15 protein-coding genes are annotated in these 24199 nt (G+C 46.9%); 9 read left to right on the top strand and 6 right to left on the bottom strand.

Features of this window, described 5'->3' with window-relative positions; genetic code table 11:
* The first annotated feature begins 323 nt into the window (after positions 1 to 323).
* Positions 324 to 1847: a malate dehydrogenase (quinone) gene (gene mqo / locus ACQP6D_RS08900; RefSeq protein ID WP_267404674.1), complete on the top strand. Its 1524-nt coding sequence runs from the start codon at positions 324 to 326 to the stop codon at positions 1845 to 1847.
* A 1989-nt stretch (positions 1848 to 3836) separates the two neighbouring features.
* On the opposite strand, the gene ACQP6D_RS08895 is transcribed toward mqo, so the two are convergent.
* Positions 3837 to 4385: a hypothetical protein gene (locus tag ACQP6D_RS08895; protein WP_367417930.1), complete on the bottom strand. Its 549-nt coding sequence runs from the start codon at positions 4383 to 4385 to the stop codon at positions 3837 to 3839.
* Between the two features lie 992 nt (positions 4386 to 5377).
* On the opposite strand from ACQP6D_RS08895, the gene ACQP6D_RS08890 reads away from it, so the two are divergent.
* The 3 genes from ACQP6D_RS08890 to proP all read left to right on the top strand — a co-directional run bounded on the left by ACQP6D_RS08890 (position 5378) and on the right by proP (position 11119).
* Positions 5378 to 7069 (top strand): glutamine--tRNA ligase/YqeY domain fusion protein, encoded by a 1692-nt coding sequence (locus tag ACQP6D_RS08890; protein WP_267408313.1) that lies wholly within the window; start codon positions 5378 to 5380, stop codon positions 7067 to 7069.
* Positions 7070 to 7201: 132 nt separating this feature from the next.
* On the top strand, positions 7202 to 9364 hold the full coding sequence (gene yccS / locus ACQP6D_RS08885) for a YccS family putative transporter (RefSeq protein WP_427857988.1): 2163 nt from the start codon (positions 7202 to 7204) through the stop codon (positions 9362 to 9364).
* Positions 9365 to 9553: 189 nt separating this feature from the next.
* On the top strand, positions 9554 to 11119 hold the full coding sequence (gene proP / locus ACQP6D_RS08880; RefSeq protein ID WP_100152177.1) for a glycine betaine/L-proline transporter ProP: 1566 nt from the start codon (positions 9554 to 9556) through the stop codon (positions 11117 to 11119).
* A gap of 651 nt (positions 11120 to 11770) precedes the next feature.
* Here the strand turns inward: proP and ACQP6D_RS08875 are convergent.
* From ACQP6D_RS08875 to tsaD, 4 genes are read right to left on the bottom strand one after another with little or no spacing between them, the layout of a single operon-like run.
* Positions 11771 to 12193, bottom strand: a complete 423-nt coding sequence (locus tag ACQP6D_RS08875) for a DUF4124 domain-containing protein (RefSeq protein WP_427857987.1) — start codon at positions 12191 to 12193, stop codon at positions 11771 to 11773.
* A 21-nt stretch (positions 12194 to 12214) separates the two neighbouring features.
* Complete coding sequence (locus tag ACQP6D_RS08870; RefSeq protein WP_427857986.1) at positions 12215 to 12700, bottom strand: hypothetical protein; 486 nt, start codon at positions 12698 to 12700, stop codon at positions 12215 to 12217.
* Between the two features lie 24 nt (positions 12701 to 12724).
* Positions 12725 to 14629: an ATP-binding cassette domain-containing protein gene (locus ACQP6D_RS08865; protein WP_427857985.1), complete on the bottom strand. Its 1905-nt coding sequence runs from the start codon at positions 14627 to 14629 to the stop codon at positions 12725 to 12727.
* A gap of 40 nt (positions 14630 to 14669) precedes the next feature.
* Positions 14670 to 15692 (bottom strand): tRNA (adenosine(37)-N6)-threonylcarbamoyltransferase complex transferase subunit TsaD, encoded by a 1023-nt coding sequence (gene tsaD, locus ACQP6D_RS08860; protein ID WP_427857984.1) that lies wholly within the window; start codon positions 15690 to 15692, stop codon positions 14670 to 14672.
* A gap of 196 nt (positions 15693 to 15888) precedes the next feature.
* Between tsaD and queC the strand changes: the two genes are divergently transcribed.
* The 4 genes from queC (at position 15889) to lipA (ending at position 18528) form a co-directional block, all read left to right on the top strand.
* Positions 15889 to 16551, top strand: coding sequence for a 7-cyano-7-deazaguanine synthase QueC (gene queC, locus ACQP6D_RS08855; protein ID WP_100152182.1), 663 nt, complete (start codon positions 15889 to 15891; stop codon positions 16549 to 16551).
* A gap of 110 nt (positions 16552 to 16661) precedes the next feature.
* Positions 16662 to 16934 (top strand): HP0495 family protein, encoded by a 273-nt coding sequence (locus ACQP6D_RS08850; RefSeq protein ID WP_100156240.1) that lies wholly within the window; start codon positions 16662 to 16664, stop codon positions 16932 to 16934.
* A complete protein-coding gene (gene lipB, locus ACQP6D_RS08845; RefSeq protein ID WP_100139671.1) occupies positions 16931 to 17575 on the top strand; it encodes a lipoyl(octanoyl) transferase LipB in 645 nt (214 codons plus the stop codon). The genes ACQP6D_RS08850 and lipB overlap by 4 nt, the downstream gene beginning before the upstream one ends.
* Complete coding sequence (gene lipA / locus ACQP6D_RS08840; RefSeq protein ID WP_267408305.1) at positions 17572 to 18528, top strand: lipoyl synthase; 957 nt, start codon at positions 17572 to 17574, stop codon at positions 18526 to 18528. The genes lipB and lipA overlap by 4 nt, the downstream gene beginning before the upstream one ends.
* Before the next feature lie 141 nt (positions 18529 to 18669).
* Here the strand turns inward: lipA and ACQP6D_RS08835 are convergent, their stop codons facing one another.
* Complete coding sequence (locus ACQP6D_RS08835) at positions 18670 to 18927, bottom strand: hypothetical protein (RefSeq protein ID WP_427857983.1); 258 nt, start codon at positions 18925 to 18927, stop codon at positions 18670 to 18672.
* A gap of 763 nt (positions 18928 to 19690) precedes the next feature.
* On the opposite strand from ACQP6D_RS08835, the gene gltB reads away from it, so the two are divergent.
* A complete protein-coding gene (gene gltB / locus ACQP6D_RS08830) occupies positions 19691 to 24157 on the top strand; it encodes a glutamate synthase large subunit (protein ID WP_427857982.1) in 4467 nt (1488 codons plus the stop codon).
* Positions 24158 to 24199: the final 42 nt, after the last annotated feature.

Genomic DNA, 24199 nt, shown 5'->3' with positions numbered 1-24199 from the left:
TATCATCATACACATAATCGGCTCCCGTTCCTAAGCTGGTTTAGCCATCACCTGCTGTTATCAAAAAATTTCATCGTCATCATAACAATCGTCAAACAGCAAAATAATCAACCAGCTAATCGTTGCAAAACCAGCATAGCCGCGTCAGAACTAAATTTACTATTGCTGAGGACAAGTAAAAGTGCTTAAATTAAGCACTTATTATTGTCAATGATTTAAGTCAAGAACACATAAATCACACCAATAGTGAATACTTCTTTGTGCTAACTTCCAGATAAACACTTATCAGAACAACCTGAAGAGAAGAGAGAAGAGTTTGCGTTATGAAAAACACCAAATGCGATAGCTCAGCAGACGTCGTACTCATTGGCGCCGGCATCATGAGCGCAACACTGGGAACATTTCTCAAGGGGTTACAGCCAGACTGGCAGATAAACATCTACGAACGCCTTGCCGATGTAGCCGCCGAAAGTTCCGATGCATGGAATAATGCCGGTACCGGCCACTCAGCCCTGTGCGAACTCAACTATACACCTGAGCTAAAAGACGGCACAGTTGAAGTATCCAAAGCCATCAAAATCATCGAGCAGTTCGAGCTGTCCAAACAGTTTTGGGCCTCACTTGTTGACGCCGGCATGATTTCTGACCCTAGCGAATTCATCCGCAGCGTTCCTCACATGAGTCTCGTGCGCGGTGAAAAGGATGTAGATTTCCTACGCAAACGCTACCATGCCCTGCAACAATACCGCCTGTTTCAGGACATGCTCTACACCGAAGACAAACAACAAATCAGCCAGTGGGTACCCCTTATGATGCAAGGACGTGACAACAGTGAGCCCGTTGCCGTCACTTGGTCAGACCTTGGTACCGACGTAAACTATGGCTCTTTAAGCCGCCTCTTAATCAACAACCTTACCGAACACGGTTGTCACCTGCATCTTCAGCACGAAATTATTGACCTCCGGCAGGAAAATGGCCGCTGGGTGCTTGACATCAGAGACCTCTCTACCAATACCCGTCAGCAGGTATCTGCTCGTTTTGTATTTATCGGTGCCGGTGGTGGTTCCTTGCGTTTGCTACAGAAAAGCCAAATCAATGTCAGCAAGGGCTACGGCGGCTTTCCTGTATCCGGACAATGGCTAGTGTGTAAAAACCCTGAAATCGTCCGCCGCCATAATGCCAAAGTCTATGGCAAAGCCTCCGTCGGTGCTCCACCTATGAGTGTGCCACATCTGGATAAACGCGTGATTAATGGCGAAGAAGCCTTACTTTTCGGCCCTTTTGCTGGCTTTACCACCAAATTCCTCAAACGTGGTTCCTTCAAAGATCTATTCAAAACCCTCAACTTTGCCAATATTCGTCCTATGCTCACCGTTGGCATGCACAACCTCGGCCTCGAACACTATCTCATCCAACAAGTGAGATTAAGCTTTGCCGACCGCATGAAAGAATTACGCACATTCTATCCTGAAGCTCGAGATGAAGACTGGCAGCTTGCCATCGCCGGTAATCGTGTGCAGGTAATTAAAAACGATCCACATAAGGGTGGTGTGCTTCAGTTTGGCACTGAACTGGTAAAATCTGCCGATGGCACTCTTGCCGCTCTTTTAGGAGCCTCCCCCGGAGCCTCCACTTCTGTATCCATTATGCTTGAGTTACTTGAACACTGCTTTCCCGCTCAAGTGGCTGGCGATTGGTCTGCGACCCTACATAAATGGATACCTAGCTATGGCCAGAAACTCGAACACAATCCCGAGCTTGTACAGCGCATCCGCGACTGGACCCTCAAGTCGCTAGGTCTGCATATCCCTGCCAGACACACACCCACTCAGCCTGTCCATTCATAATAATAACGTTGCCATAAACTACCTGACCAAATTCTAAGAATTTGGTTTTTTTTCATCTGTAACCCTCATACATTCCATCACAGCAGCGCTGACTACCAAATTTTTTGCATGCCTCTAACGAAGCAGCTACTTTAAGTTTTAGTGCTTCGACGCCTTTAATCCCGAAAAGTTTTCCACCGTATTAAGGGGAGGAAATGATTAGTAAAAGTTGGTTTTACCATTATATTTAGCGTGTCGGCATCGCCCTGCATTGAGGAAATTGGCCATAACAAGTTTTGTGTTAGCTAGGCACGCAGCAACTAGGATCTGACTTGTATTTACGTGATTAGAAAAATTAAAAAATCATAAGTCATAAAATTCTAGAAAACATACAGAAATTGTAAAAGGTAAAGGTATCAGAAAGGGTACACCGTACTTATTAGTTAGTGGCACAAAAAGGCAAGCGAAGCAGGCAGAGATAATATCAGCAACAAGTGAGTGGTGTATAAGAATGAAATGTGTAAGCAACTCAATCTTGATGGCATTTAGCCGGCCAGGCTTAGCAAATTTCTCCTCAGCATCGTCAGAAAAATTTATATTGGCAACAAAGGTTGAGATTTAATAGAAGAAGGCCATAAATTGATGGTTGGATACCTGCATGGATTTCAACTCGAAAATATGCATTCCGGCATTTTTTGATTGACACTTATTTGCCTAAGCAGAGACAGGCACTTTCACCACAAAAGATTGAAATAATAAAAAAAGTATTGCTAAGTTTGCTGAATTAGCAGTACTCTCAATACAGCGTTTCATTAACGCTGACTTCGCCCCAACGCCATTGCATTGATATCAGTGCAGTGGCGTTTTATTGTGTACATTGCCAATATCACTTTTTTTAAGCAGATTATAGTATATATAATGATATTGGGATAATTAATCCCGTGGCTTTGCTTCAGCTTCTATTTATCAAAATATATCTTAATGGATAAATTACAAATAAAAGTATCGAATATAATTAAGAATAATATGCTATATAGTTTTAAAGTAAATAAAAGAACTAAAGTAATCAATTTCTATATTATAGATAATTCTTTTTCAAATTTTCTAGAATATAGAAATAGATATTTTGCATGAAATATGCAAATATATTATTATTTATCAGATTAACCAGCATATTATCGGCTGTTCCGGCAATCATCTCTTACAATTCGGCTTCAGACCTATTGTCTGAGTTACCTTCGGCAAAAACTAAATTCAAAGCGGGCTCTGTAAAAGCACTCGTATACGATTGTGAAAATATGTACAGTGATCCAATCAACGACAACTGAATACAGGGTAACAGAAATGGGGATGCTTACGAAATCGGTAAAAAATAAATGTGCATTCACCCTTGGTTCTTCTTATCTGTGAGAAAAATGGGAGTAGAAGCATGGTCGTGTATAAATCATGGGACGCGCTACTGTATTGAGAGTGGTGGATTAAGTGTTTAAATTTATTAAGATTAATAATAAGAAAGAAATGGTTATATTATGCCATATGCTAAAAAATATTGAGCTGATGTTTACCTTACCGCCCTCATCACTATCTGCCAGCGATGATTTTGGCAGGGTAAAAAATATCACCGTGCATTTTCTGGCTTGTAATCAGATTTTCATTACCTACGCTAATATTAAGAGGGTAGAAATACGCCGATGCATTCTAAGCTATTTGCCAAAAGATAAAAGCTATGCGTGCCACGACCAAGTTTTAAATCCATGGCTGATTATCGGCGCAATTAAGCCAGGCTCGAAGCCACCAAGAAAGAGGGCGAAAACATCCTACAGATGATTATACCGGCATATAGAGGAATTACTACAGCAAGGCAAGCTGCCGGCAGCTTCGAATTAGACTGCAATGTATGCTGACTATGTGACGGTATTGCCACCAGCACCAGCATGAGCCGACCTTGTGGCACCGGCGTAAAGCTACCTCGCAAAGTCAGATTGATATGCCGTGGCGTAGGTGTATGGTTTAGTTTTCTGTGCGGTGCTGTTTTAGTGCGTTTTGCTGTTGGTGCGGAGCCGGCTGGCTGCTGATAATGTTTTTCTCACTATTGAGAGCGTTAAATAAGGCACGGAAGTTTTGCACGGTAAAGGGGAAGGGTTTGCGCACACCGGCAGGCGGAATGGTGAATATGGTGTGACCGGGGTTGGTATTTTTAAGGCGGATGATATTTCGAACTGAAGCAAAGATGATGAGGGCAATGCTGAGTAATAATGCGGTTTTGGCAGTAATTTGAATTGTTTTGATACGGTTTTTTCTGCGAATGGTTGCTGCTGGATGGAAGTAATAATGGCAGACTCGGCTCAGCAGTGAATGAGAGGGCGATGATGAGGCTACGCTATGCTTATCGGCAGCAGCGTGGTGATTAATGGATGCCTGTTGGTTGCCGATTTTGTGTTGCTGTTGTTCGGGCTGTGGCTTTAGCTTGCTGATGTTGTCTGTTGTTCCCATGTTTTGTCCTTTGATGCTGTGCCTGATGTTGTGTCTTACTCGCAATGGATGCGAAAAGCGTGGCACAGTGCTGCTTTAATTGAATTAATTGCCGTCCTTATGCTGTAACCACCAATTTATAGGCTTCGTTTTGAAGCGATAAATTGCAGGGAGCCCAGTATTTTTAGCAGTTTGTTGTTGTGCTGAAGCAGCGTGGATGTAAGTAAGATTTAGTTACTAAAACATAGCGTTAGTATTTTACATTAAACTTTTGTTCTATGCTTGGTATGGTATATGAAATTTGTGATGGCATTGTCTGCGGTTGGACGGGTAGGTCTATACTTTATTTATTGGTAGGGTCAAAGGCTGCAGGCTGAAATCTACGGGATCATGGTAATTGTTATAAGGTGTAGCTGTCGGTTTTGTTTGATAATGATGATTTTATACAAGGGGAAATGAGATGCTATGCAGGCTGATTGAGGTGTTTCTGGTGTAGGTACTGGCGGGCATTTGGAAAAAGGACGATACAGCGGTCAGGAATGTGGATTTACTTACGTGCAACTGCGGTGCTTGTGCTTAAGGCTATCGGCTTGAAGCCGGATACTGCTGGCGTGGCGGCTGTAAAGCTTTGTGATAATTATTAGTATGTATGCAGAGGTTAATTTTGGGTGCTACGGCACGGGGCTAAAAGGCAGTTATTTCGGCATAGGCTACTTATATGGCAGCACTTGGACTAAATAGGAGGTGCTACGTGCTGAAAAATAGGGGTGACATCTGCTATGGCATGTTTTCCGGTAGCTGGTTGCTCTGCTATCCGTTTGATTAGCCGGATGCTGACTGAGGTAAAAATGCTATTTGAAGAGCTTAAGTAAGCTGATTACGGGTGTTAAAGTAAAATTTTGTTTGTATTTCGGTTAATTTGGTTTAGTATTTGCCAGACTATTACTAAAATACTTAATGCTTTTTTTATTTAGTATAATTGTATATTGCTTATATAAATTGGGTATATAATTATTACCTTTTGGTTGGTATTTTCAGCCGGTCTGCTGTGAATGCCTTTGCACATATTCAGAATAGCTATGCTTAATAAAGATCAGTTTGCCGATAATCATTTTATCCGTTCTATCATTGAGGAAGACCTGCAAAGCGGCAAGTGCCAGCAGGTGATTACGCGTTTTCCTCCGGAGCCGAATGGTTATTTGCATGTTGGCCACGCCAAATCCATTTGTTTGAATTTTGGTCTGGCTTATATTTATGATGGTTTGTGCAATCTGCGCTTTGATGATACGAATCCTGAGAAAGAATCGGATGAGTATGTGCGCTCGATTAAAGAAGATGTGCAGTGGCTGGGCTTTCAGTGGCATGAGGAACATTATGCTTCTGATTATTTCGAGCGTCTGTATGATTACGCAGTGGCGCTGATTCAGGATGGTAAAGCGTATGTGGATGATCTGGATGCGGAGGAAATGCGCCAGTACCGCGGTACGTTAACTGAGCCAGGCAGAAACAGCCCATATCGCGAACGTTCTGTTGAGGAAAATCTGGATTTGTTTGCGCGCATGCGTGACGGTGAGTTTCCAGACGGCAGTAAAACGCTGCGGTTGAAAATCGATATGGCGGCAGGCAATATCAATCTGCGCGACCCAGTGATTTACCGTATCCGCCGCGTGCATCATCACCGTACTGGTGATAAGTGGGTGATTTACCCGATGTATGATTACACGCATGCGATTTCAGATGCGATTGAAAATATTACCCATTCGTTGTGTACGCTGGAATTCGAATCCCATCGGCCACTGTACGACTGGGTGGTGGAAAACATTGCTATTGCTCATCAACCCCATCAGTATGAGTTTTCGCGGCTGGAGTTGCTGTATTCGATTACGTCCAAGCGCAAGCTCAATCAGCTGGTAGTGCAGGATCATGTGTCTGGGTGGGACGACCCGCGTATGCCTACTATTTCTGGTATGCGTCGTCGCGGCTATACTCCCGAAGGGCTGCGCCTGTTTGCTAAGCGGGTGGGAATTTCTAAAAGTGAAAATGTAGTAGATATGAGTGTGCTTGAAGGAGCCATTCGAGAAGATCTGGAAAGTGTGGCGCCACGAATGATTGCGGTGTTAAACCCGATTAAAGTGGAGCTCATTAATTTTGATGAGGCAGTAACACAAAGCCGTGAAGCGCCATACCATCCACATCATCCAGAGATGGGTGAGCGTCTGATGCCGCTGAGCAAAACCATTTATATTGAAGCCGATGATTTTGCGTTAGACCCGCCTAAAGGCTGGCAGAGGCTCACACCGGGTGGCGAGGTGCGTCTGCGATACAGCTATGTGATTAAATGTGAGGAAGTGGTGCAGGATTCATCCGGCCGGGTGGTGTCGCTGAAGTGTTCCATCGATCACGAAACGCTGGCTGCCAAGCCGCAAGGGCGTAAGGTGAAAGGAGTAATACACTGGCTGTCTACGGAGCATGCGGTATCGGCCAAAGTACGTCTTTACGACCGGCTGTTTACGGTAGAGCGTCCGGATGCAGTACGTGGAGATGATGGTCAGTACCGCGATTTTACTGAATTTCTGAATCCGGCCTCGGTAACGGAAATTGATGCGCTGGTCGAACCAGTAGCGAATACGCTGGCACCGGAAACGCGCTATCAGTTTGAGCGGCTGGGCTATTTTGTTACCGACCGCTACGACCATACGCCGGAAAATCCGGTATTTAACCGCACGGTTACGTTACGTGATACGTGGCAGGCACAGGCAGAAAAAAAATAATTGTGCCTGTATTCCTGTGTATATAGCCGGCCGTTATGGCCGGCTTTTTGGTAAACAGAATCCGCCGGACGGGCAGCCGGTGGCTTGTTAAAATAAGCATAATGGTAAGTTCTGCTGATTAAGGACAGTCTGATGAGAACAATTCCGGTGCGTGCCGGTTATCTGGCTAATCTGCCGATGTTGCTGAGCATGGTGCTGGCCGCTTTGTGGGTTTGGTATACAGGTAATACGGCGGAAAGCACGGCTCTGTTTCTGGGGATTATCGCTGGCGGACTGGTAGATTTAGATGATGGTTTTACCGGACGGCTGCGTAATCTGTTTTATACGCTGATTCATTTTTCTTTAGCGGCTACAGCAGTTCAGTGGACATTTGGGCACCCACTGGCGTTTTCGCTACTGATGATTTGGGCGGCGTTTACCATGACGATGATGGGCGCCATTGATGCGCGCTACCGTACCATTGCGTTTGGTACGCTGCTGGTGATGCTGTATACGGTGCTGACTTATTCGCCAATGCTGCCTTGGTATACCAATCCGCTAATGCTGATTTGCGGCACCAGCCTGTTTAGCATATGTACGCTTGTGCTGCATTTGCTGTTTCCCAATCGGCCGGTACAGGATAATTTATCAGGTGCTTTTGCGCGTCTGGCCGATTATATGCTGGTGAAAGCACAGTTTTTCGACCCAGATGAGGCTGACTTGCTGGCAGAAAAAGAATTGGCGCTGGCGATGAAGAATACGGCTGTGATTGAGGGATTTAACCGCTGTCGCGCAGCGCTGTTTTACCGTCTGCGCCGGCAGCATCGCCAGCGCAGTTTGGGCACTTTACTGCAATATTATCTAACCGTACAGAATATTCATGAACGCATCAGCTCGCGCCATGTGGATTATGCGGCACTGGCTCACAGGTTGGCGCATTCGGATCTGATTTACCGAATTCAGCGTTTGATTGTGCTGCAGGCACAGGCTTGCCAGCAGATGAGTGAGTGTCTGCACGAGGACAAACACTATGTGTTCAATCCGATGCTGCGCCGTGCTGGTGAGGGCATTGAGCAGGCAGCTGAGCGCTATTGTGCTGAAAATGGTTGTGATGAAGATACACCAGGGTTGCAGCAGTTGATAGCCAATGTTCTGGGAATCAATGAGCAGCTATTGTGGCTGGAGCAGGTAAAGACTGGTGCTACAGCAGAAGCAGTCAGCGAAACACAAATCGCCGGACTGGATGTAGATCGCATTCGCGATATTCTACCGGCTGTGCGCGCCCATTTTACTTTGCAATCAAATGTATTGCGTCATGCGGTACGGCTAGCCATCCTGACGGCAGTGAGCTGTGTGGTGGTGGAAGGCTGCCAGCTTAAAATGGGCTACTGGATTCTGCTCACTGGTGTTATTGTTTGCCAGCCCAACTATTCAGCCACTACTGTCCGTCTGAAGCAGCGTATCGTGGGCACGCTGCTCGGTGTGGTAGTGGGGTCGGTGTTGCCATATTTTGTGCCGACACTGGCTGGCCGGCTGGTGATTGTGGTAGTGAGTACGGTATTGTTTTTTGCTTTCCGTGTACGCCGTTATAGTTTTTCCACCTTTTTTATTACCGTACAGGTGTTGGTTGGCTTTGCTATTATTGGCATGGATACCCAGTCGGCAATGCTGTCGCGCTTTGTGGATACGATTCTGGGTTCGTTATTGGCGTGGTGCGCGGTGTCGTATCTGTGGCCAGACTGGCGTTACCTGACGTTGGGACGGATTGCCCGCCGTGCTCTGTGCAGTGACGCTGCCTATCTGCGGCAGGTTGCGCAGCAATTGCAGCAAGGGCTGCGTGACGATGTGGACTACCGTTTAGCCCGCCGCACGGCGCATGAGCTGGCGGCAACGTTAAGTAATACGGTGGCAGATATGTCGATGGAGCCGGCGCGCTATGGACGACGTCTGCCCGAGGGCAAAACTATTTTGCAACTTAATTATGTGTTGCTAAGCTGTATTTCCGCACTCGGGGCGCTGCGGGCGCAGGTGGATCGGATGCGACCACAGCTGACACCACAGCGAATACAGCACTGGTCTGTTATCGCATCAGCACTGGCAGAGCTGATAGCGCAGGATGCTGCTGATGCTGTGCTACAAGCTGAATGGTCAAAACTGGACACAGAGCTGGTGCAAAGCCGGCCTCAGGCGGATGAAGATGTGGTGGAGAAAGTGTTGTGGCGGCAGCTACACCGACTGCATGAACAGCTGCCGGCCTACTGGCAGGCTTTGCAGGCGGATGCAAGGGCTGGTACTGCTGTGCAGGAATATCCATGAAAGTAGCGGAAAAAAAGCTTGCGTTAAGCTGGTTAAAATTCGTGACTGAATAAGTTAATCTTGACGTGCAGTGGTGTTTTCTCAATTATGCTATTGGTGGTTTTCTTTTAAAATCAGATATAAAGCTAAAAATTTGGCGTATGTTATACTGATATTCACCATTTCAATATTAATAATGAGAGGATTACTATGGCTGAACCTAATGAACAGATTGAGACTTCGTCTCAAGTACCGCCATTGATTCCTACCCAGAATGGTACACTGGAATTACACGACATTACGATTGTTGACCAGAGTAAGCTGAAAAAGGCGATTTCAGCAGCGGCGCTAGGCAACGCCATGGAGTGGTTTGACTTTGGTGTATATGGTTTTGTGGCCTATGCGCTAGGACAAGTGTTTTTTCCATCAGCTTCGCCCAGTGTGCAGATTATCGCTGCGCTGGGTACCTTCTCCGTTCCCTTTCTGGTGCGCCCTTTAGGTGGCGTATTTTTCGGTATTCTTGGCGACCGCTTTGGCCGGCAAAAAGTGCTGTCGACCACCATTATTATTATGGCGCTCAGTACGTTCTGTATCGGGCTGATTCCTTCCTATCACAGTATCGGCATTTGGGCACCGGTGCTGTTGCTGCTATGCAAACTGGCACAGGGTTTTTCAGTAGGCGGTGAATATACCGGTGCAGCAATTTTTGTGGCGGAATATGCGCCCGACCGCCAGCGTGGTTTTCTGGGCAGTTTTCTTGATTTTGGGTCGATATGCGGCTTTGTGCTCGGCGCGGGGTTGGTGGTGTTGCTGGAAAATATCATGGGCTCGTCGCATTTCCTTTCATGGGGCTGGCGTATTCCATTTTTCCTAGCCGCTCCTTTAGGCTTGCTCGGCCTATATCTGCGTCATGCCGCTGAAGAAACTCCGGCTTTCCAGAAACATCTGGATATGATGGAAAAAGAAGAACAGGAAGCAGTGAGCAACCGCCCGCAGGTGTCGTTCAAAGAGGTCTTGCGCCGATTTTGGCGAACTTTGCTGGTCAGCGTAGGGTTAGTGCTCACTACCAATATTACCTATTACATGCTACTGACTTATATGCCCAGCTATTTGTCGCATAATCTGCATTACGGAGAAGACCGTGGGGTGCTGATTATTATCGCGATTATGATAGGCATGATGTTTATGCAGCCAATTATCGGATTCACTAGCGACAAAATCGGCCGTAAGCCCTTTGTGATTGGCGGTTCGATTGCTCTGCTGGTACTGGCCATACCGTGTTTTCAGCTGATTACCAGCGGCAAAGTAGGGCTGATATTCCTCGGTCTGTTTATTCTTGCAGTAATATTGAATTCCTTTACTGGCGTAATGGCCTCTACTTTACCGGCCTTGTTTCCAACACGTATTCGCTACAGTGCTCTTGCCAGTGCGTTTAATATTGCGATTATTATTGCCGGATTAACGCCAACCATCGCAGCAGCACTGGTGGACGCCAGCAATAATCTGTTTATTCCAGCCTATTATCTGATGCTGGTAGGCGTAATCGGAATTGTGACCGGTATCTGTCTGAAAGAAACAGCTAACCGCCCGTTACGCGGTGTTTCACCTTCTGCCTCGAGTAAACAGGAAGCGCGTGAGCTGCTAGCACAGACTTATGAGCATATTGAGCAGAGTGTGGAAGATATCGACGCAGAAATTGCACGCTTGCAGGAACAGATACAGACGCTTGAAATGCGCAAACAGCAGTACATTGATTTACATCCGAAGCTTGAATGAGCTTTTGGTAACTTATTTGTTAAAATTCAGCCACTAATGTTAATCCATAATGGTTAATATTAGTGGTTTTTTTTGTTATTAGTAATCTGGAATCTGTAATAAAAATTATTCGAAATGCTGTTGCGTTATTAGGTTTTATTAGAAATGTAATTGGTTGTTCGTTCAACCAATTACAATGAAGTTTAGGAAATGATGAAGTTGATATATTTGCTGCTTTTAACAACTATATAGTAGGGAAGTTGAGCATTTAAGATAGCTCCAAGCCATACAGGTATTAGTTAGAAAGATGTTAATCTGTTTGTTGATCTAAATAATCAGATAGCTTTCTTGATTTGGCTGAAAAAAAACTGGTGGATAATTCGGTATGTAAGTAATGGTGCCAGATTGATTATGATCATATTCTATTGTCAAAGATACTAACAGTACTGAAGTGCAACTGATAAAACGCTTGTGTCAGGTATTTCCCACCAGTACGATTCAAGTGATCAAACACAGCAATATTACCATGCATTGAAAATATGAAGACAGATTATCGTGGGTGAAATAAAAATAGTAGATTTTTTATAAAATTTTAATCTGAATATAATTTGCTTAATGAATTATCCCTGCTGAAGAATGAAGGAAAAAACTGTAAGCAGGGATATCCGTGATTTAGTTGCCATTCATGGCTTTGTCTAGTTCCTGTTGTTTGGCTTGTACGGCATCTTCTAATCCTTTGATGCGTTCCTGATAGCGTACGTAGTTGCGTTCGTTGCCCAAACGTACTTTTTTGCCTTCTTCCAGCGCTTTTTTGGCATCTGCAAGATTTTTTCGTGCTGAAGCTATTGCCGACTGGTTAGGCTGCTTTTCTGCTTCGTTGTTATCTGTGGGAGCAGAATGGTTATCCACAGCAGGTTTGTAAGCTGGTGTAGTGGAAAAATTTCCCCCTAGATTATTGGCCTGGCGACAGTTTTTGCCATTTGGTACTTCTGAATAGCTGTGGTTGCCACGGCTGTCGGTACATTCGTATATCTGTGCTAGTGCAGTAGTGCTCAGTAGGGAGCATAGTGCAGCCAGAATGAGGTTTTTTTTCATGATTTGTCCTTTGTCCGGGGGTTACATGCGGCCAAGTTCGCGCTGAATGGCCTGAATATTCTGCTGGCGGTCGAGTACGGCGCTTTGCAACTCGGTAGTATTGCCGCCTTTGCCAGTACGGCTGCGGTTAAGTGCTTCCTGCGCCTGAGCCAGTGCGTTGCGCTCGTTGGTCAGTTCCTGTTGCAGGATTGCACGACGAGTATTGTCGCTGCCTTTGGGTACGATATTTACCGAGGGCTGGGGTCCACTGTATGCTGTGGCTACGCGTGTGGCCGGGCGCGGTCGACTACGCACGCTTGTTGAAGAGCTACTACTGCGGTAGCTGGGGCGGCTGTCGCTATAGCTGCCGATAGCAGGCAAGCTAGCGACGGCACAGTTGCCTTTAGGTTTTGATGTATAGACAACTTCGCCGTTTTCAAGGCAGGTATATACTTTTGCCGGTACTTGCGTACTGATGAGCAGACTGCCAGAAATGATCAGTATGGGAAGCGCTTTTTTATATGTCATTATTAAACCTTGTACATCAATCATTCAGTTTTGTTGGCTGATGTCTTCAAGCTGTTGCTGCCATTCAAGCCATTTTTCTTCAGTTTGGGTTAATTTTACTTTGAGCTCGGCTAGTTGGGTAATGGTTTGTTGTAATTTTGTGCGGTTTTCGTCAAGGTAGGCTTCTTCGCTGGCGAGAAAGGCTTCGCCTTCCTGCTGCTGTTGTTGCCAGATTTCCATGTCGCGTTCGGCTTTTTCGATATTTTTCATCAAGGGTTTGGTCAGTTTGGCTCGTTCCTGTCGCTGTTGTGCTTCGATGCGTTTTTGCTCTTTGCGCTTAATGCTGTCGCTGGAGTTTTGCGGCTGGTCGATACTGGTTTGCTCTTGTGTCAGACGCCATTGGCGGTAGTTGCTTAGGTCACCATCAAAGTGTCTGAGCTCACCATGATTAAGGTATATCAGGGCGTCGGTGGTGGATTCGAGCAGGCTGCGATCATGCGACACTACGATTAATGCGCCCTGAAAGCTTTGTAACGCTAGCGTCAGGGCGTGGCGCATGTCTAAATCCAGATGGTTAGTGGGTTCATCCAGCAGTAAAAGGTTGGGCTTCTGCCACACAATCATGGCCAGTGCCAGCCTTGCTTTTTCGCCACCTGAAAAGGGGGCTATAGGTTGCATTGCCATATCACCGATAAAGGCAAAGCTGCCAAGGAAATTGCGAATTTCCTGTTCGCGCACGTCTGGAGACAGTTGCTGAATGTGCCATATTGGGCTTTGGTCGGCACGTAGGGTTTCAAGCTGGTGCTGTGCAAAGTAGCCGATTTTGAGTTTTTCAGCTCGCACAATCTGGCCGCTTAATGGTTGCAGGCTGCCGGAGATGGCTTTTATTAGGGTGGATTTACCGCTGCCATTGACACCTAGCAGACCATAGCGGGCACCCGATTCGACTGAGAGGTCGATGTTGTGCAATACCGTTCGGTTGCCATAACCTAGATTGATGTTTTCCAGTTTTAGCAGTGGATTGGGCAGATGGTCTGGCTGGGCAAATTCAAATGAAAATTCGCTGTCCAGATGTGCTGGTGCGATACGTTCTAATCTGGCCAATGCTTTGATGCGACTCTGTGCCTGTACTGCTTTGGTGGCTTTGGCTTTGAAGCGGTCAATAAAGGATTGCAGATGCTGTATGTGTGCCTGTTGTTTGATATAGGCGGCCTGCTGCTGTGCGAGTCGCTGTGCGCGCTCTTGCTGGTAGAAATCGTAGTTGCCACCGTAAAGAGTCAGTTGTTGCTGTGCCAGTTCGACGGTTTGGGTGGTGGTGGCATTGAGGAAGTCGCGGTCGTGCGAGATGATTATCTGGGTAGTATCTAGTCCGGCCAGATGTTGCTCTAGCCACAGGACAGTTTCTAAATCCAGATGGTTGGTGGGTTCGTCTAGTAGAAGCAGGTCAGTACGGCACATGAGTGCCTGAGCCAGATTTAGGCGCATACGCCAGCCACCGCTGAATGATTTTACTGGCTGATGCTGTTCTTGTTGTGAGAAACCTAGGCCGTTTAGTAATTTGGCGGCACGTGCTGGTGCGCTGTAGGCACCGATTTCATCTAGACGTGCATGGTATTCGGCCTGTTTGAGTCCGTCGTTGCCTGCTTCGGCCTGTTGCAGCAGTAGTTGTAGTTGCTGTAATTCTGTGTCGCCTTGAAGTACGTAGTCCAGCGCAGGGATATCCAGTGCCGGTGTTTCCTGCTTGACGGTGGCTAGCTGCCAGTGTTTGGGTAGGCGTAGGTCGCCGCTGTCATGGCTGATTTTTCCTTCCAGCAGGGCAAACAGACTGGATTTGCCGGTGCCATTTTTGCCAATCAGGCCGACGCGCTGACCGGGATAGATGGTCAGGCTGGCGTGTTGCAGAAGCTGTTTGCTACCGCGCTGTAAGCTGAGATTTTTTATTTCAATCATACATATCAAACGCTACAAATTGAGAGGCAAGGGGGGCGGGTTAGTTGACAATCTGGCTAAGCGGCCAGCGCGGTCTAACATTAAAACTGCCGGTAGGGCGGGCGCTGGACAGATGCATAGCTCCGGCAAAGGCAATCATGGCACCGTTGTCGGTGCAGTAGGCTAGCGGAGGAAAGAATGTATGCACTTCAGGAAGGCTGCTGAGGCTTTGGCGCAACTGCCAATTGGCACCCACACCGCCAGCTACGACCAGTTGTTTGTAGCCGGTTTGCTGTAGTGCCTGTTTGGCTTTGCTGGTCAGTACATCGACAACGGCGTTCTGGAATTCGCGGCAGATATCATGTCTGATTTGTTCGGGTAAAGCTTCGCCGCAGCCAGTTTCTGCTTTGATTTTGTTGACGGCAGTGAGTACGGCGGTTTTTAAACCGGAAAAACTCATGTTCAGATCGTGCGAATGCAGCATAGGGCGCGGAAAATGCAGGCTGCCGCTGTGGCCAAGTCTGGCTAGCTCAGACAGTTTAGCACCGCCTGGATAGGGCAGGCCAAGTAGTTTGGCAGTTTTATCAAATGCTTCACCGGCTGCATCATCGATGCTTTCGCCCAGTAGGGTGTAGTCGCCGATGCCTTTGACGGCCATAAATTGGGTATGACCGCCAGAAACCAGTAAGGCGACAAATGGAAAATCCGGTTTGTCGTCGCTGAGCAACGGCGACAGCATATGGCCTTCTAGATGATGGACGGGAATGATGGGTTTATTTAGGGCAAAAGCCAGTGCGTTGGCAAAGCTGGCTCCGGCCAGTAATGCACCACCTAGCCCTGGGCCTTGGGTATAGGCGATGGCATCAATTTCGGCAAAAGTTTTGCCGGCCTGATGCAGACACGCCTGTGTAAGCGGGGTTAGGCGGCGAATATGGTCGCGGCTGGCCAGCTCGGGTACGACGCCGCCATATTCGGCATGCATGGCAATTTGTGTATGCAGCTGATGAGCCAGTAGTCCGTGTTCGGTGTCGTATAGGGCAACGCCGGTTTCGTCACAGGATGATTCGATTCCCAGTACCAACATGTTTGAATATTTGAATTTAAAGCAGTAAAGCGGTTTATTTTACCTGTTTTGGAGGCTTTCGTGGACTGGCTATCGGTAGGGGGAGAGCAAATGTTTTATAATAAGTACTTGCGTGGTTCGCAAACTTCCCACGTCAGGCGGCGGTAAAAGCGGTTTTTACGGCTGTTTCTGAAATCAAAACTAAGGAAACGAAATAATGAAACAACATACTCGAGCGCTGGTGATTTTTTCCGGCGGTCAGGATTCGACGACTTGTCTATTGCAGGCTATTGCGACTTATGGACGTGATAATGTGCAGACGATTACTTTTCAGTATGGTCAGCGCCATGCGATTGAGCTGGAAAAGGCACGCTGGATTGCGCAGGACTTAGGCGTAGCACAGACGGTAATGGATTTGTCATTGCTGCAAAGCATTACGCATAATGCGCTGATGGATAAGCAGCAGTCTATTGAAACTCCGGCAAATGGGCTGCCGAATACGTTTGTAGATGGACGTAATGCGTTGTTTTTGTTGTATGCCGCTATTTTTGCTAAAGGACAGGGTATTCATGATGTGATTGCTGGCGTATGTGAAACCGACTTTTCTGGCTATCCGGATTGCCGCAATGTGTTTGTACAGTCGATGAATGTGACGTTGAATCTGGCTATGGATTATGAGTTTCGTCTGATTACGCCGCTAATGTATCTGGACAAGGCACAGACATGGGCGCTGGCAGATGAGCTTGGCTATCTGGATTATGTGCGTGAGCATACGCACACTTGTTATAACGGCGTGGAAGGCGGCTGCGGTGAGTGTCCAAGCTGTGTATTGCGTGAACGGGGTCTGCAAACCTATCTGGCACAGAAAAGAGCTGTTTAATATGGGTTTAGGGCTGCTGTTTGCCTGTGATTAAATTTTTTTACGTGATTAAGCCTGTTTTGCATGTGATTTACATGGTAAAAACGTGACCAGACAGGAAAGGTATGAAGATGAGTGATGATCTGAAAACCAGTATTATTGAATTTCCGCTGGATTTCCCGATTAAGGTAATGGGTGAACAGCATCCGGAATTTGCGGCTCGGGTGCTGGACGTGGTGCAGCAGCATGCGCCAGAAACCGCAGCTTCAGATATTAATACCCGCCCGAGCAGTAAGGGTAATTATATTAGTGCTACAGTGGTTGTTCGTGCCGAAAGTCAGCAGCAGTTGGATGATATTTATCGTTCTTTAAGCAGCCATCCGATGGTGAAAGTTGTACTATGAAAGTGGTGCAGCTGGGTTTACGCGCTTATCAGCCGGTATTTGCTGCAATGCAAGAATTTACGGCTGCTCGCACAGCCCAAACCGAAGATGAGTTGTGGGTTGTTGAACATCCGCCCGTATTTACACAGGGCATGGCCGGTAAACCGGAACATATTCTGGTGCATGATGATATTGAGGTAGTACAGATAGACCGCGGTGGGCAGGTGACTTATCACGGCCCAGGTCAGTTGGTGGTGTATACGCTGATTGATTTTAAGCGTCGCCATATTACCGTGCGTGAGCTAGTAAGCCGGTTGGAAAACAGTATTATTGCCACGCTGTCCGATTATGGCATTGCAGCGGAGAATGACCCGAAACGGCCCGGTGTCTACGTTAGCGGCCGGAAAATCGCGTCGCTGGGGCTGCGCATTAAACAGGGTGCGGTGTATCACGGGCTGGCGCTGAATGTGAATATGGACCTGACTCCGTTTACACACATTAATCCTTGCGGCTATGCCGGCTTGCATATGACGCAGATTGCTGAGCTGATAAAGCCGTGTCCAACACTGGCTGAAGTGGCAGAACGCTTAACCGGCTACCTGAGTTTGCAATTGAATGCTCCGCCTCCTGAGCGGCCATCTACACAGAAAGTTGTACTATGAATCAAGATAACAGCCAAGGGGTAAAACACAAGGGTGCAGAAAAAACGGCACGTATTCCGATTAAAGTGGTTCCTCTGGAACAAAAGCTGAAAAAACCGGAATGGATTCGGGCACGTTTACCGAGCAGTCAGAAGTTTTTTGAAATTAAAAGTATCGTGCGCGAACAGAAGTTGCATACGGTATGTGAGGAAGCCAGTTGTCCAAATATCGGTGAATGTTTTAGCAAGGGTACGGCTACTTTCATGATTATGGGTGATATCTGTACTCGTCGTTGTCCGTTTTGTGATGTAGGCCATGGCCGTCCCAATCCGCTGGATGAGCAGGAACCAAGCCATCTGGCTGCTTCGGTAAAAGCAATGAATTTGCGCTATGTGGTGATTACGTCTGTTGACCGTGATGATCTGCGTGATGGTGGTGCGCAGCATTTTGCTGACTGCATTACTGCTATCCGTGAAGCCAGCCCGCATACTCAGATTGAGGTGCTGGTGCCGGATTTCCGTGGACGCCTAGATATTGCACTGGAAATTCTGGCGCAGACTCCGCCGGATGTGCTGAATCATAATCTGGAAACGGCACCGCGGCTGTATAAACAGGCGCGTCCTGGTGCAGATTATCTGCATTCACTGAAATTGCTGAAGCAATATAAGGCGCTACGTCCTGAAGTAGCCACCAAGTCTGGATTGATGGTTGGTCTGGGTGAAAGTGATGAAGAAATTCTGCAAGTGATGCAGGATTTACGCGACCATGATGTAGAAATGATTACGATAGGCCAGTATTTGCAACCCAGCAACAGCCATTTGCCAGTGCTGCGCTATGTGACACCGCAGCAGTTTAAGGCTTTTGAAAAACGTGCTTATGAGATGGGATTTAAGCATGGTGCTATTGGGGCGATGGTTCGCTCTAGTTATCATGCAGATGTGCAGGCTGAGCACGCAGGCGTGGTAAACGAATAAAACTTCAAGGGAGATGCGGGCATCTCCCTTATTCATTGATAACAAGATACAGCATACAAGCTAGAAGATGCGTATTTTGGTTGTTATTTACGATACTCGTGAATTTTAGCCGCTAAAATTTCAATGTGTCTTTTCGTTTTTTCAGCGGCATTTACGTGGACTTAGACTTTTTATTTCTTCGTTTGTATGTAAATCGTATACGCGAATAATAGCTCCTGGAGAACCTGCACACAGGCTAATTTTAGTGCTGGTAATACCTGTGCCATTTTGGGCAACAAATTTGATATTCGGAGCTAAATCTCTTCCAAATTCATCTTCCGCGACAATGTGATAATCGCCTTTCGGAGTCATACAACCACAGAGTAAGGCAATGGTGATCAGGCAAAAAATATTTTTCATTTATTTAAATTTCTTTTAATTTTGTAATGATATTTTATTTTATCGATAAATACTTTAAATGTCATTTGTTTGTCAATTTTCATTTTCTATCAGTTGTGTTTATTTAGGCAGATAGCTTTACCAGTGGGAGATTAAATAAATATTTTGGCAAAAAATTGATATTGGTTGGAATGGAAATGAATATATTGCCGGTGATCATCGGCATGGTGCTGCTCAGAGAATTTACTTTTCTGGTTCTGGATAGGGATTATTGAATACTATTTTTGGCGCAAGATCTGCGCTGTTGTCGCAAACATAAATTAAAAAATGTTTTAGGCTGGTGAGAGGATTTCAAATAAAGTCTGCACATTCATTCAAGTTAAAGATACGCAGGATAAGGACAATTTTTTTCTTTAGGGTCAGGTGTAGGCTGCCAGTTGTTATATATAATTGAATTACAATAATAATTGATTATTATTTTCATTTAGAATAATTTGCTGATGACATTATTCGTGTTTTCAGCAAATTTTTTTGCTTTCTGAAGACTGATTAACACGTTTATGTAAATTGGTGAAATATAGTGATTTTTTGATTAAATGCCGGTTTAATCTGCATATATATGTCTCTGGGTAGTGATTTATGCTGTAATTGATTCAAATTATAGCGTTTTTTTTATCGTTTCTATGAAAAAAGGTTTTGACGTTAAAGGGTAAATTTTTGTATGTTTGTTACCTTGTCTAACTAAATTGTGCTTTGCAATCAGTGCAGCAAACGAGGTTTCCTGATGTCCGGCTTATACGACCATACTCTGGTAAAAGAAAACTGCGGTTTTGGATTAATCGCCAATATTGAGGGTGAACCCAGCCATAAGGTGGTGCGTACCGCAATATTGGGGCTGTCGCGCATGCAGCATCGCGGCGCGATTTTGTCAGATGGTAAAACTGGTGATGGTTGTGGCCTGCTGCTGCAAATGCCGAAAAAATTCTTTCAGGCTGTGGCTGAGGAAAGCGGCATCACTCTGGCTAAAAATTTTGCCGTCGGCATGATTTTCTTTCCGCGCGATGAGGCGCTGGCACAGGAGTACAAAGCCATTATTGAAGAAGAGCTGACGCAGGAAACGCTGAATATTTCTTTGTGGCGCACGGTGCCCACCAACCCTAAAATGCTTGGCGCCATTGCGTTAGCCGATATGCCACATATTGAGCAGGTGTTTGTGAATGCACCTGCCGGCTGGCTGCCGCGCGATTTGGAGCGGCGGCTGTTTATGACGCGCCGGCGGATTGAGAAACGCATTAGTCACCGAGATTTTTATATTTGCAGCTTGTCTAATCAGGTGATGATATATAAAGGGCTATGCATGCCCAAGGATTTGCCGCGCTTTTATCCTGATCTGGCTGATTTGCGTATGCAAAGTGCAATTTGCCTGTTTCATCAGCGCTTTTCTACCAATACGCTGCCGCGGTGGCAATTGGCGCAGCCTTTTCGCTATTTGGCGCACAATGGGGAAATCAATACCATTTCCGGCAACCGTGCTTGGGCACGAGCACGCTCCTACAAATACCATACGCCTTTGATTCCGGATTTACAGACCGCTGCGCCGTTTGTGAATGAAACTGGCTCGGATTCCAGCTCTCTGGATAATATGCTGGAGCTGTTTGTGAATGGTGGTATGGATTTGTTTCGTGCTATGCGTTTGCTGGTACCACCGGCATGGCAGCACAATCCAGATATGGATGAGGATTTACGCGCATTTTACGATTTCAATTCTATGCATATGGAGCCATGGGACGGGCCAGCAGGAATTGTGCTCAGTGATGGGCGCTATGCAGCCTGTACGCTCGACCGCAATGGTCTGCGGCCAGCGCGCTATGTGATTACGCAGGATAAGCTGATTACTATTGCCTCCGAAGTAGGTATCTGGGATTACGCTCCCGATGAGGTGGTAGAAAAAGGCCGTGTCGGCCCCGGTGAGCTGCTGGTGATTGATACGCGTGAAGGACGGTTGATGCAGTCGGCAGACATTAATACCGAGCTGAAAACGCGCCATCCGTATAAAGAATGGCTAGACAGAAATGTTTTATCGCTAATTCCATTTGAAAAACTGCCGGAAAATGAAACCGGAGAAGCCATTTTTTCAGCAGACCAGCTGTTGGTTTACCAAAAACTATTTGGCTATGACATGGAAGAGCTGGAAAGTGTGATTCGTGTGCTGGGCGAGAATGGACAGGAAGCAGTAGGTTCGATGGGAGACGATACGCCGTTTGCGGTACTTTCGCAGCGACCACGCCTGCTGTTTGATTATTTCCGCCAATACTTTGCTCAGGTAACCAATCCGCCAATAGACCCTTTACGCGAAAAGCATGTGATGAGCCTTAATACTTGTATCGGGCGTGAGATGAGCGTGTTCTTTGAGGCTGAAGGCATGTCGCATCGGGTGAATTTTAAATCACCTGTATTGCTTTACTCCGATATGCAGCAGTTGCTTCAGCTTTCTGCCGAACACTATCAGCATCATCACCTGCAGGCGGTGTACAACCCACATGAAACCAGCTTGCAGGAAGCTTTGCTGCATTTGTGTGATGAGGCAGTTGCCGCGGTCAGAAATGGGGCAGTTCTGCTGGTGGTATCCGATCGCAATGTCAGCCGTAATGCTATGCCGATTCCGGCTGTGCTCAGTGTGGGCGCGATTCAGCAGCGGCTGGTAGAAACCAATTTGCGTTGCGATGCCAATATTGTGGTTGAAACCGCATCTGCACGAAATCCGCACCATTTTGCCGTACTGATTGGTCTAGGTGCTACAGCGGTGTATCCGTATCTGGCGTATGAAAGTCTGGCCAGAATGGTAAGTATTGGTGCGATTACTAAACCTTTACGGCAGGTGATGCTCAATTTCCGTAATGGTATCAATAAGGGGCTGTATAAAATCATTTCCAAAATGGGTATTTCTACCATTTCGTCTTATCGCTGTGCCTGTCTTTTCGAAGCCATTGGTTTTCATCATGAAGTCATGCAGTTGTGTTTCAAAAATATGGTAAACCGTATTGAAGGGGCTACATTTGCACAGCTAGAAGATGATCTGCGCTGGTTCCACAAACGTGCATGGCAGAAAAGCCGTGGTCTGGAAATTGGCGGTTTTCTGAAATATAAGCCGCAGGGTGAATTCCATGCCTACAATCCAGAAGTGGTGAATACCTTACAGGCTGCCATCAACAGCGGTGACTATGCCTGCTACCGCCACTATGCGGATGCTGTGAATAAACGCCCTCCCTCCATGCTGCGGGATTTGCTAAGGCTTAAAACGGAAGCAGCCACACCAGTGGCACTTGAACAGGTAGAAGCAGCAGAAAATTTATATAAACGATTCGATAGCGCGGCTATGTCGATTGGTGCATTAAGCCCAGAGGCACATGAGGCACTGGCCACGGCGATGAATCGTCTGGGCGGCTATTCCAACTCTGGCGAGGGTGGCGAAGACCCACGTCGCTACGGCACCGAACGTGTTTCACGGATTAAGCAAGTGGCTTCGGGACGTTTTGGCGTCACACCGGCCTACCTGATGAGTGCTGATGTGATTCAGATAAAAGTAGCGCAAGGTGCCAAACCGGGTGAGGGCGGACAGCTTCCCGGAGATAAGGTCACACCATACATCGCGCAATTGCGCTTTGCTGTGCCCGGTTCCACCTTGATTTCACCACCCCCGCACCATGATATTTATTCCATCGAAGATTTAGCACAGCTGATTTTCGATTTAAAACAGATTAATCCGCGTGCGCTGATTTCGGTAAAACTGGTGTCTTTACCGGGCGTGGGTACCATCGCTACCGGCGTAGCCAAAGCTTATGCAGATTTAATTACTATATCCGGCTATGACGGCGGCACTGGTGCCAGCCCGATAACCAGTGTGAAATACGCTGGTAGTCCTTGGGAGCTGGGACTGGCAGAAGCCCAGCAGGCACTGGTAGAAAACAATTTGCGCCACAAAGTGCGGTTACAGGTTGATGGCGGCTTGAAAACCGGTCTAGACATCGTTAAAGCGGCCATTCTGGGAGCGGAAAGCTTTGGCTTCGGCACTGGCCCGATGATTGCGCTGGGCTGCCGCTATCTGCGTATCTGTCACCTGAATAACTGTGCCACCGGCGTGGCTACGCAGGATGACACTCTGCGCCACGAACATTTCCACGGTCTGCCTGAAAAAGCGATGAATTATTTTAAATTCATTGCACAGGATGTGCGTGAAATCATGGCACAGCTCGGCATCACCCGCCTGACTGATTTAATCGGCCGCACGGAGCTACTGGAAATCGTTGCTGGCATCACTCCGAAACAGGGTACGCTGGATTTAAGCAAGTTACTGTATTCACCCAAGGTACCGGATGGCAGTGCTCGCTACTGTACGCAAACCAATCCGCCATTCGATACTGGTCGCCTCAATCACACTATCATGCAGGACGTTGGCGATGCCGTACAGAGCGGTGCCGATGTGGATCTGACCTATGATATCAATAATACCGACCGCTCCGTAGGCGCTGCCTTAGCCGGACAGATTGCTGCTACTCATGGAAATCGTGGCCGTACTTCACAACGCTTTGACATCTATCTAAATGGTACTGCCGGACAGAGTTTTGGTGTTTGGCTGGCTGGTAGCATGAATCTGTATCTAACTGGTGATGCCAACGATTATGTAGGTAAAGGTATGGCCGGCGGCAAAATCGTGATTAGGCCGCATGGCGGCACTGCTTTCCGGCCAGAAGACACCACCATTATCGGCAATACCTGCCTTTATGGTGCTACTGGTGGCAAATTGTTTGCTTCTGGCAAGGCAGGTGAGCGCTTTGCTGTGCGTAATTCTGGTGCCACAGTCGTGGTGGAAGGTATTGGCGACAACGGCTGTGAATACATGACCGGCGGAGTAGTGTGTGTATTAGGCAAAACCGGTATCAATTTCGGTGCCGGTATGACTGGTGGCTTTGCCTATGTGCTGGATGTGGATGGCGGCTTCAGACAGCGTATTAATTCTGAGCTGGTTGAAGGTTTAGACATCGCCGCACTTACCATGCATCAGGAAAATCTACGCGGCCTCATCGCCGAGCATGTGGAAAATACTCACAGCCCTCTGGGGGAACGCATTCTGGCTGAGTGGGACAACTATGTGAACCGCTTTGTGCTGGTGAAACCAAAAGCCAATGATGTCGATGCGCTTCTGGGGCACAAACCGCGTACCGTCACTGAATTGCGCGCTGTTACCCAGTAAGAGCAGACATTAAGACAGCAATAATCAAAAAATCGTGCAAGG

Origin of the sequence: Snodgrassella sp. CS2 (genome assembly GCF_050310315.1) — a bacterium.
Classification (GTDB): Bacteria; Pseudomonadota; Gammaproteobacteria; order Burkholderiales; family Neisseriaceae; genus Snodgrassella; species Snodgrassella alvi_E.
Note: the sequence above shows the minus strand (reverse complement) of the source record. Positions and strands in the feature narration are given on the sequence as shown.